Raw genomic sequence first — 10256 nt, 5'->3', positions numbered from 1 at the left:
CGTCGGCGGAGCGGCGTGGTCGGTCTCTTTTCGCTCCCTGAGGAGGGCCGCCCGCGAAGCGGCGTGGTCCGTCTCGAAGGGTCGTAACCGGCGCCATCACGCATCACTGGCTGTAGCGTGGCCGCATGAAGGCCGTTGTGGGACTCGTGACGTCGATCGTCGCGTCCACTGCCCTCATGGGCTGCTCCGCGAACCCCGCCGCGACCCCCACGCCCTCGCCCAGTCCCTCGGCCTCGCCGTCGGCCTGGCCCGAGTCCCAATGCCGCGACCTGGCCGCGACCGTCGGCGCGGCCCTCCAAGGCGTGGTCGACTCCTACGAGCAGGCCATGGGCCCGCAGTCCACCGCGACACCCACAGCCAGCGAATCCGCCACTCCCGCTTCTGTCGTCGACGGTGACTCCACCAAGATCCAGGATGCCCTCGAGGAGGTGCGCGACGCCGTCGAAGACCTCAACTGCGCCGCCCAGCAGATGAGGCAGGACGTCGACGAGGGCATCGACGAGGTCCGTGCGATGACCCCTCTGGCCGAGGCGGTGCGCGCCCGGCTTGTCGCGGGACTCGACGGGCGGATCCCCGAGCTTCCGGTCCGCCGGGCCATCTTCCCCGACGACGACCTTCACGAGGCCCTCGCCGAGGCGCCCTCAGGTTCAACCCTGCTCCTCAGCGAGGGGGAGTGGGACCTCACCGGCCCGCTGGTGCTGCTCAGCGCCATCACCCTTGAGGGGAAGGGAGCCGGCGTCACCACGCTGAACTCCAGCGCCCCGGAGGCCGCGGTGCTGGTGGCGACGGCGGAGCCGGTGGCCCTGGAGTCGATGAGCCTCGCCCGCGACACCACCGTCCCAGGCTCCGGCGTCGTCGCAGGCGGCACCGCGACCCTCGTCCTCGACCAACTCGAGATCTCCGGCGGCCGGCCAGACGACACGGGCGGCGGTGCCGGTGTGATGCTTGTCGGCGAGGACCTGGCCACGGACCGCCGCACCTCGATGGAGGCCACAGACGTGGTGTTCCGCGACAACGGCTGGGCCGGCCTCGCCGTCGCGGGCACGCACCGGGTCAGCATCACCTCGACCACCTTCACCGGCAACGGCGAATGCGGCCTGTGCTTCCTCGGCGACGCTGACGGGTCGGTGACGACGGCGGCCTTCGACGCCAACAAGGTCGGGGTCGCGGTGGCCGAAGCGGCTCGCCCAACGCTGATGGATCTCACCATCGACGGTGGCGAGGTGGGCCTTCAGGTTGAGGGATCCGCGGCCCCCATCGTCGACGGCGCCACCATCTCCGGCTCCAGCCGGGCCGCCGTGATCGTCGGAGGCACAGCGACGGGGGCTCTGGCCTCGGTGGTGTGCAAGGACGTTGACTACGGGATCGTGGTCACCGACACCGCCGCACCCACCCTCACCGGCAACACCTGCGCGCTCGCGAGGGGAAGCATCGGCTCCCCCTCGCCGTCGCCCTCCCCTGGAGGCTGAACCCTCAAGCGACTGCCGTCATGCGTCCCGGCGCGACCTGAGGATGAGAGGGAGGATGATCCACAGGCCGAGGAACACCACGACGGCGGCACCCGCGCCCACCAGGCCCCACTGGTCGCCGAGGACGAAGCCGAACGTCAGCCACGACACCGCCACGATGGTGACCGCGAGCAGTCCCAGGCCGATCTTCGCCATCACATGCCCCGCGGCCACGATGGTGTCCTTGCGATGCTCCTGGAACAGGTGCCGGTGCAGCACGACCGGACCGACCACGAGCGCCGTGGCCAGCGTCGCCGTCGCGACTGCTAGCAGGAACACCGTCAGCAGGGTGGGCGACAGGTCGGCGAAGCGGTTCTGGAACGGCAGCGTCAACAGGAAGCCCGAGAGGAGTTGGAGGCCCGTCTGCGTGACCCTCAGCTCCTGGAGCAGTTCGTTCCACTGTCTGTCGAGGCGTTCCCCGGGCGTCTCGTCGCGCTCGGTCGGATCCTCGTCGTCGGGATAGCGCGCCCTCACGGCTCGGGGGTTGTCATCGTGATCACTCATGCCTGTGACGTACCCACTGTCGCGGTGATCCACACATCGCCCTTGACCGGAGGGCGCCGTCTGAGGACGGCGCCCTCCGACGAGTTGTGGGGGGCGCGGCGTTGGTCGAGTGATGGCTGTGCGGCTGTTGTTCCTCCAGGACGCATGTCGAGCCCTCAGGGGACTCGGAGGCAGTCCTGGAGGAACGTGAGCCGCGCGGGCGTCTCGTCACGGCACCTTGCTTGTCGCGGTCGCGCCGAGCGGTGGACCGATTGGCGCGGTGCGAGCCAACCCGGCGAGAGGCCAGGCCCTCAGTGAGCGGTCGACATGGTCTTGCCAGGCGCTGGTCCGTCAGCCACAGTGGACAGATGCCCTACATCGAGGAAATCCCCGCCGGCACCGCCATTCAGCCGCTGCCCACCTCGGTGACGGGCTTCGTGGGCGCCTGCGCCCAGGGGCCGGTGGACACGCCGGTCACGGTCACCGCCCCGGGCGAGTATCACGCGACCTTCGGGCCCACCCTCGGGGCCGACCAGCCACTGGGTCACGCCGTCGACCTGTTCTTCGCCAACGGGGGCACCAGCGCGATCGTCGTCCGGGCGGCAGGGCCCGCCCCGGAGCAACTCGTGCCCGTCGACGGCGCCTCGGGCCTCAACGCCCTCGAAGACTCCGGCGTGACCGTCCTCGCGATCCCCGGGCTCACGGCCGCCCATCACCAACACGTGACCGCCGCGCTCACCTTCTGCGCGGCCCACCGCTCCGTGCTGCTGCTCGACCTCCCCGCAGGCCCTTTCGACGCCGTTGCCAGGGCGACGGTGCAGCAGACGGGACCATACCGTGAGCGAGCAGCCGCCTATCACCCATGGCTCGTCGTCGGCGGGGTGCAGGTCCCGCCCTCGGGAGCCGTCGCGGGCGCCATCTCCCGATCCGACGCCGAGCGCGGGGTCTGGAAGGCCCCCGCCAACATCGCGCTGCACGGCATCGATGGGTTCACCGAGGCGCTAGGCGAGGAGGCGGGCGAGCTGCTGACCCAGGAGGGCGTCAATGCCCTCCGTGAGTTCCCCGGCCGGGGCCGCCTGGTGTGGGGGGCGCGCACCCTTGCCGGCGCCCAGAGCATCGAGCCACCCAAGCGGTACCTGTCGGTCCGCCGGCTCACCGACCACGTCCTTGCCTCCATCGCCGCGGGGTTGGGTTTCGTGGTGTTCGAGCCCAACGACGTGCCCCTCTGGGTGCAGGTGCGGACGACGGTGGAGAACTTCCTCTTCGACCTCTGGCGCCAGGGCGCGCTGCAGGGCACCAAGCCGGAGCATGCCTACGGGGCACGGTGCGGACTGGGCCAGACCATGACCCAGGCGGATGTGGAGGCGGGACGGCTGATCCTCGAGGTGTTCATCGCGACGGTGAGGCCCGCCGAGTTCGACGTCCACCGCCTCACGCTGCAGACCCAGGCGCCAGGAGAGCCCGCGGACGGCGATACCCAGCCGTTCGGTCTCGTAGGACGCAGGCGCATCGACGCGCAGACTGTGCGTACCGTCGACCTGTCGCGCGTGGTCTCGCGCTACATCGGCGAGACGGAGAAGAATCTGGCCGAGGTGTTCGACGCGGCGGAGCGCGCCGGCCAGGTGCTGCTGTTCGACGAGGCAGACGCGCTGTTTGGCGGCCGCTCGGACGTCCGCGACTCCCACGACCGCTACGCCAACCAGGAGGTCAGCTACCTGATCGAGAAGTTGGCGAGGGAGCGGCAGGTCGAGGTGCGCTGGCGGCGGCCACGTCCCCCCGCCTAGCATGAACCATGCCTTATCCGTCGCAGCTGGCGGTCGCCGAGGTGGTCGCGCTCACAGATCCGGTGATGCGCAACGTAGCCATCACCGCCTGCTACCGCGACCTCGCCCTCTCCGTCGCCGAGCTCGTCGGCCGTTCTGACGTTAACTGGCTCGCGTTCGGCGCCTGGGCGAGCGCGTCCGCCGGCCGGGTGATCCGTCGCGACGCGCTGCCGTTCGGCCTCGACCCCGGCACCTCGGCCGCGGTCGCTGAGGGCAACCGGACGATCATCGCCGACGTCGCGCCCCGCTTCGTCCGCTGGCTCGACGAGGTGGCGCGGGCGGGTGGGCCCACCCGCCTGGCGCTCGAGGTCGCCGTCGCGGATCCGCTCTTCGACGAGGCTCCCGAGTTGGCCGCAGCATTGGCCGCGTACCAGTCGGCCCTCGAGCTGCGGGCTCTGGCGGCGAAGGAGGGACTCGACGACGAGGCGGACCGGGCCGTCGCGGAGCTGATGCTGCTGGGTAACGTGCGGGTGGCCGCGCACGAGCAGTGGATCGCTGACTCGCTGATCGACGAGGCCATGCCGCTGGGCGGGCTCTTCGGGCGGATCGTGACCCGCTTCGTCGACGTCTACACCCCTGACGGGCCGATCGATGTGTGCCGCGACGTACCCCCGCCGTCGTACCTGGGCGGGCTCCGCTACCCGGAGGTGCTCGATCACCTCGCGCACGCGGACCTGTGTGACCTGGCCGAACGCTTCGAGCATGCGCTGACGGTCGACGTGGCCGGCAGCTCGGCCACCACCTGGGAGTGTTACGAGGAGCGGATGGGCTTCATCTTCGCGTTCTTCCGCGCCTTCGCCCGCGACACCCGCTTCTTCGACGCACCCCCGGAGCCACTCCCCGCCCATCCCGTTGGCTGAGGTGCCGCGGAGGAGGCCATCTCGCTGGGGGTAGCAGTGCCAACCGCAGGAACGACCGCCCTGGAGTATCGTGGGATGCGTTCCTGGAGGGCATCATGAGCACCACAACTCACCCCACATCCACGCCCACCCAAGGTCCCAGCGCCCGCGAGGCCCGCACGGTTGCGGAGGCGGCACGACAGACCGAGTGGACGAAGCCCAGCTTCGGCAAGGAGCTCTTCCTCGGCAGACTGCGGCTCGATCTCATCGAGCCCTGGCCTACGCCCAGCCCGGCGGCCAAGGCCAAGGGTGAGAGCTACCTCACGCGGGTCGAGGAGGTGTGCCGCCGGATCGACGGCGCCCGCATCGAACGCGAGGCCAGCATCCCCGACGAGACCTTCGCGGAGCTCGCCGACATCGGGGCCTTCGGGATGAAGGTCCCCGAGTCGTACGGCGGCCAGGGCCTCAGCCAGTACTACTTCAACAAGGCGCTCACGCTGATCGGGTCGGCCAACCCCGCGGTCTCCGCGACACTCTCGGCCCACCAGTCCATCGGCGTGCCGCAGCCGGTCAAGATGTTCGGCACCACCGCCCAGAAGGACCAGTATCTTCCGAGGGTGGCCGCCGGTGAGGTCTCCGCGTTCCTGCTGACCGAGCCCGACGTCGGATCGGATCCCGCCCGCCTTGCCACCACGGCCACTCCCGACGGCGACTTCTACGTCCTCGACGGGCTCAAGCTGTGGGCCACCAACGGCACCATCGCCAGCCTGTTCGTCGTGCTGGCCCGCGTCCCGGCCACCCCCGGGAGTAAGGGCGGCATCACGGCGTTCATCGTCGAGGCGGACTCGTCCGGCATCACCGTCGAGCGCCGCAACGCGTTCGTCGGCCTCCGCGGGATCGAGAACGCGCTCATTCGGTTCCATCAGGTGCGCGTGCCTGCCGCCAACGTCCTGGGCAGCGTCGGCAAGGGGCTGAAGATCGCCCTGGCCACCCTCAACACCGGCAGGTTGTCGCTGCCCGCGATGTGCGTCGGCGCGGCGAAGTGGTCGCTGCACGTCGCGCGCGGCTGGGCCGGGGAGCGGGTCCAATGGGGGCGGCGCGTGGGCGACCATGAGGCCATCGCCACCCGGATCGCGTTCATCGCGGCCACCACCTACGGCATGGAGTCGATGCTGGACCTGGCCGGCATGCTGGCCGACGACGACGCCAACGACATCCGCATCGAGGCAGCCCTGGTCAAGCTCTACGCCTCCGAGATGGGGTGGCGGATCGTCGACGACCTGGTCCAGATCCGCGGCGGGCGAGGATACGAAACGGCAGAGTCGCTGGCCGCCCGGGGCGAGCGCCCGGCCGAAGTCGAGCAGCTCCTGCGCGACATGCGGATCAACCGGATCTTCGAGGGCTCTACCGAGATCATGCACCTCCTCATCGCCCGCGAGGCCGTTGACGTCCACCTCGAGGTGGCCGGCGAGATCATCGATCCCGAGGCGACGACACGTGCGCGGGCGGAGGCTGTGGCGCGGGCGTCGGGCTTCTACGCCAGGTGGCTGCCGATGCTCGCCGTCGGTGCTGGCACCGTGCCTGGGGCGTACCGGGAGCACGGCCCGCTGGCCGAGCATCTTCGCTATGTGGAGCGCGCCGCCAGGCGCCTGGCCCGGGCCATCTTCGCCGGGATGGCGCGCTGGCAGGGCAGGTTGGAGCATCGTCAGGCCTACCTGGGCCGGATCGTCGACATCGGCGCGGAGCTGTTCGCCATGTCGGCCTCCTGCGTGCGCGCCACCGCCGAGCGGGACAGCAACCCCGAGGGCGTGGAGCTGGCCGGGGCGTTCTGCGAGCAGGCCAGGATTCGGGTGGATGCCCTGTTCGGCGCGCTGTGGCACAACTCGGACCGCAGCGACCGTCACCTGGCCCGCCGTGTGCTCGACGGGCACCACGCGGGGCTGGAGGACGGGGTCCTGCACATCGCCGACGACCTGCCGTGGGTCGCGGCGTGGGAGCCGGGCCCATCCACGGTGGCCGACGTCCGGCGTCGGATCCCACGCCCACCCGCTGGCTGAGGTGCCGCGCAGCGGCCGCCCACCCGCTGGCTGAGGTGCCGCGCAGCGGCCTCGAAGCCTCGAGAAGGTGACCTTGTCAGCTCACGTTTCTGAGGCTTCGAGGCTCGTCGCTGCGTTCCTCGCTCCTCAGCCCGCGGGAGTGGGCTCGTCGCTGCGCTCCTCGCTCCTCAGCCCGCGGGGGTGGGGTCGTCGCTGCGCTCCTCGCTCCTCAGCCCGCTGATGGGTGGCACTGCCGAGGGCACCCGCGCTGTTGTGCGTCTCATCACCGTTCCGTCGCCGGACGCCCACATCTGGGACGATTCGGCCATGGACATGGATACGTTCCGCGGTCCCGATTCCCCTGTCACCGTCGAAGGCGCTGAGCGACCCGACGTGTCGCGAGCGCTCTGGCTGGTGAAGTGGCTCCTGGCCTTCCCTCACTACATCGCGCTCGCCTTCCTCGCGATCGGGGCGGTGTTCGCCTGGTTCTGGGCGCTGCTCGCGATCCTCATCACCGGCCGGTACCCGCGCGGGGCGTTCGACTACCTCGTCGGCGTCATGCGCTGGGGCTGGCGCCTGGCGTATTACCTCTACAGCGTCGGCGCCACGGACCGATATCCGCCGTTCACGCTCGCCGACGTGCCCGACTACCCCGCCCGGCTGGACGTTCGCTACCCCGAGCGGCTCTCCCGCGGGTTGGTCCTGGTGAAGTGGTGGCTGCTGGCCATCCCGCACTACATCATCCTGGCCATCCTCTTCGGCTTCACCCGCCCCCACAACGACGAGGCCGGGCAGGTCACCACGGACACCAACTGGCCGGGCCTCGTGCCGATCCTGGTCCTGATCGCGCTCATCATCGTGCTGGTCTCCGGCACCTACCCGCAGCAGGTCTACCGCGTGGTCATGGGGTTCAACCGATGGCAGCTGCGTGTCACGGCCTACTCCCTCCTCATGACCGACGAGTACCCACCGTTCCGCCTGGACCAGGGCCCGTACGAGCAGGACGGTCCACGGCTGATGCCGTTGCCGCCCACGTGGGACGACGGCTGGCCCACCGACGAGGCCCCGCCCCCGCCACCACCGACTCCGCCCCCGCCACCACCAGCCTGAACGTTCGGATCAGCGGGCGGCCAGAACGGCTTCCCGCTGCTCCGGCGCGAGGTACTTGACCGCCTCTCGGATCGTCACTCCCGACGCTCTGCCCGCGCGCGGCAGCAGCCAGTCGAAGACATACTCCGGCCGCCGTCGGGCGGTGTCGCGGAGGATCCACCCGATCGCCTTGCGGATGAAGAACTCCTTCTCCTCCAGCATGGCGTCGGCGTAGCGGGCGAAGCGCGCCCAGTCCCCGCCCCCGGTGCGCAGCGGGATCAGGTGGGCGAGGAGCGCCGAACGCCTGATCCAGAAGTCGTCGTCGGAGGCCCATCCGTCCAGGACGGGACCCCATAACGGGTCGCCGTCGGAGACCGGGCCGACGACGGAGCCGGCTAACGAGTCCACCAGCGCCCAGGTCCGCGACTCCCGCAGCAGCCGCTCGAGCAGGTCGGCATCCGCCACCCCCAGGAGCCCGCGGTGTGTCTCCAGAAGGTCGACGGAGGCCGCGCGACGCTCATGCACCGGCTCGGCCCACAGCGCCTCGACGAGCGCGACCAACTCGTCGTGGCCCAGCGTGACCCCCGCCATGGCCGCGCGGACAGCGGCGCGCATCGCCGGCATCGATGCCCCGTAGTGCGTCAACTCGCTTTTGAGGTAGGCCTTCTCGCCCGCGGCGCGCTCGGGGACCGCCCGCGCGCGAAGCTCGGCGTCGAGCTCCGCGGCCAGACCCGCGGCCCACTCCTCACCCACGGCGGTAGACCCGGAGGGCGTCCGCGTCGACAGCCATCAGCCACGGGCGATCATCCCCGAGCCGGATGCCCAGACGGGCGCCGTCGCCCGGGTCGGCCTCGCTGGTGAGCATGGGAACGGGCTCGACGGTGCCCGCCCCCGCCGCGTCGATGCGCAGCACGGCTGAGGCGTCAACCGCCACGCCGGTCTCCACCTCCGCGATCCCGCTCACCAGGAGCGTGAGAACTCCGTCGGTGCCCGTGGCCGCCTCGATCGAGGGATACACCAGGGCGTCGGGGTGGTCCGCCGCCTCAAGCGGGATGGGCAGCGCCAGGTCACCGAGCTGGACCGAGACGCTCCCTGGCTCCGCCTCGACGAAATAGCTCAGCCCACCCTGCCCGACGAAGGAATCCACCTGCGCGAGCAAGCCATCTGCCGGGTCCACCACGACGGGGCGGCCATCCTCGTCGAAGCCGAAGAGGCTGGTGCCGTCGGTGCCTTTGAGCCCCGGGAACCGGTCCAGCTCCACCCGGGAGAACGTGCCGTCCGGGGCCAGCCTCAGCATCCCGGGGCGGTCGGGGGTGGTGCTCTGCAGCACGACGGTGCCGTCGGCCAGCGCCTGCGGGGACTGCCATTGAAGAAACTCTCCCTGGGCGAGGTGCTCCTCGGGGAGGGGGGCGTCGCCGAGGTACGAGCCGCCCTCGTCGAAGTGGGCCAGGCGGAAGTTGGCGGTGTCGAGGAACCACCAGGTGCCGTCGGGCAGCTGCGTGCCGTAGCTGGGGCCCCATTCGAGGCCCTCGCCGCCGGGGGAGGTGCCGAGCCGGTCCTCGCCGTCGCCGTAGGGGAGCGTGAACAGCTCCTCCCAGGGCGGCGCGAGCTCGTGGAATTCGGGGAGGAGAACGGTCTGCGTGGTGAAGTCGAGCAGCGACGGTGAAGCTGCGGGGTTTGCCGACTGGGTGGCATCCGGGGTGGGTGCGGCCGTCGACGTCGCCGACCGGCTCGTCGTCGGCGAGGGTGAGGGCAGCGCGGGGGCGCAGCCTGAGACGCCGAGCGCGATGCAAACGGCGCCGACAACGGCAGATACACGGCAGAACATCAAGCAAACCTCATCTCCTCACGATACCCCTGGGCGCTGGCCCGAAGCTGTCTGCAACTTGCTATCCAGAGAGCGGCTTGTGTGTATATACGCAGAAACCGCTCTATGGATAGCAAGTTGCAGACCGGATCTCGCCCGGCCCGGGGCCGCCTAGGATTGGGCGATGATCCGGGCCCACTTCACCGTCGAACTCCCGGCCGCATGCCCGTCCGACCAGGCCCTGCGCCGCCTCCTCGACCTCCGCGCCCATGACCGCCTCATCCCGCTGACCAGGGTGACCCCGGCGGTTTCGGCGGACGAGTTGACGGTGGGGTCGCGGTTCGTCGGCCGCACCGGCGTGGGCCGGTTCGGCTTCGATGACCACATGCGCATCGAGGCACTCACCTTCGCGCCCGACGCGGCGGCGACCATCGTAAAGCGGGGTCGCGTCATCCGCGGTGTCGTGCAGGTCACCGCCACGCCGTCGGCCGGCGGGAGCGCGGTCCGATGGGAGCAGACCGTCCATCTCCCGTGGCTGCCGGGCTTCCTCCAGCCGACGGCGGCGCGGGTGCTGCGCGGCGGCTACCGGCGAGTGCTGGTCAGGTTGCTCGCGGCCTGAGCGTGTCCGTGTCAGCCGGCTGGCCCGCTGGCTGAGGTGCCGCGCAGCGCCT

Annotated in this window: 9 protein-coding genes; 6 read left to right on the top strand and 3 right to left on the bottom strand. The window is 70.7% G+C overall.

The window, feature by feature from the left end; translation table 11 throughout:
• The first annotated feature begins 125 nt into the window (after positions 1-125).
• Entirely contained in the window at positions 126-1469 is a 1344-nt protein-coding gene (locus ACZK39_RS09225; protein WP_459055513.1) for a right-handed parallel beta-helix repeat-containing protein, read from the top strand.
• A gap of 18 nt (positions 1470-1487) precedes the next feature.
• Here the strand turns inward: ACZK39_RS09225 and ACZK39_RS09220 are convergent, their stop codons facing one another.
• Positions 1488-2012, bottom strand: a complete 525-nt coding sequence (locus tag ACZK39_RS09220) for a DUF6328 family protein (protein ID WP_459055512.1) — start codon at positions 2010-2012, stop codon at positions 1488-1490.
• Between the two features lie 347 nt (positions 2013-2359).
• Here ACZK39_RS09220 and ACZK39_RS09215 point away from each other — a divergent pair, with 347 nt between their 5' ends.
• The 4 genes from ACZK39_RS09215 to ACZK39_RS09200 all read left to right on the top strand — a co-directional run bounded on the left by ACZK39_RS09215 (position 2360) and on the right by ACZK39_RS09200 (position 7799).
• On the top strand, positions 2360-3775 hold the full coding sequence (locus tag ACZK39_RS09215; protein WP_459055511.1) for a phage tail sheath family protein: 1416 nt from the start codon (positions 2360-2362) through the stop codon (positions 3773-3775).
• Between the two features lie 8 nt (positions 3776-3783).
• Positions 3784-4674, top strand: a complete 891-nt coding sequence (locus ACZK39_RS09210; RefSeq protein WP_463613111.1) for a hypothetical protein — start codon at positions 3784-3786, stop codon at positions 4672-4674.
• 95 nt (positions 4675-4769) lie between these two features.
• Positions 4770-6710 carry an acyl-CoA dehydrogenase family protein gene (locus ACZK39_RS09205; RefSeq protein ID WP_463613110.1) on the top strand — a complete coding sequence of 647 codons (1941 nt, stop codon included), beginning with the start codon at positions 4770-4772 and terminating at the stop codon, positions 6708-6710.
• A gap of 180 nt (positions 6711-6890) precedes the next feature.
• Entirely contained in the window at positions 6891-7799 is a 909-nt protein-coding gene (locus ACZK39_RS09200; RefSeq protein ID WP_463613109.1) for a DUF4389 domain-containing protein, read from the top strand.
• Positions 7800-7808: 9 nt separating this feature from the next.
• Here the strand turns inward: ACZK39_RS09200 and ACZK39_RS09195 are convergent, their stop codons facing one another.
• On the bottom strand, positions 7809-8531 hold the full coding sequence (locus ACZK39_RS09195) for a DNA alkylation repair protein (RefSeq protein ID WP_459055507.1): 723 nt from the start codon (positions 8529-8531) through the stop codon (positions 7809-7811).
• Entirely contained in the window at positions 8524-9606 is a 1083-nt protein-coding gene (locus ACZK39_RS09190) for a DUF7485 domain-containing protein (protein ID WP_459055506.1), read from the bottom strand. The genes ACZK39_RS09195 and ACZK39_RS09190 overlap by 8 nt, the downstream gene beginning before the upstream one ends.
• A 163-nt stretch (positions 9607-9769) precedes the next feature.
• Here ACZK39_RS09190 and ACZK39_RS09185 point away from each other — a divergent pair, with 163 nt between their 5' ends.
• Positions 9770-10204 (top strand): SRPBCC family protein, encoded by a 435-nt coding sequence (locus tag ACZK39_RS09185; protein WP_459055505.1) that lies wholly within the window; start codon positions 9770-9772, stop codon positions 10202-10204.
• Positions 10205-10256 lie beyond the last annotated feature (52 nt).

It is taken from the genome of Tessaracoccus luoxuelianae, from assembly GCF_055326245.1.
This window is presented reverse-complemented; position numbering and strand designations above follow the sequence as displayed.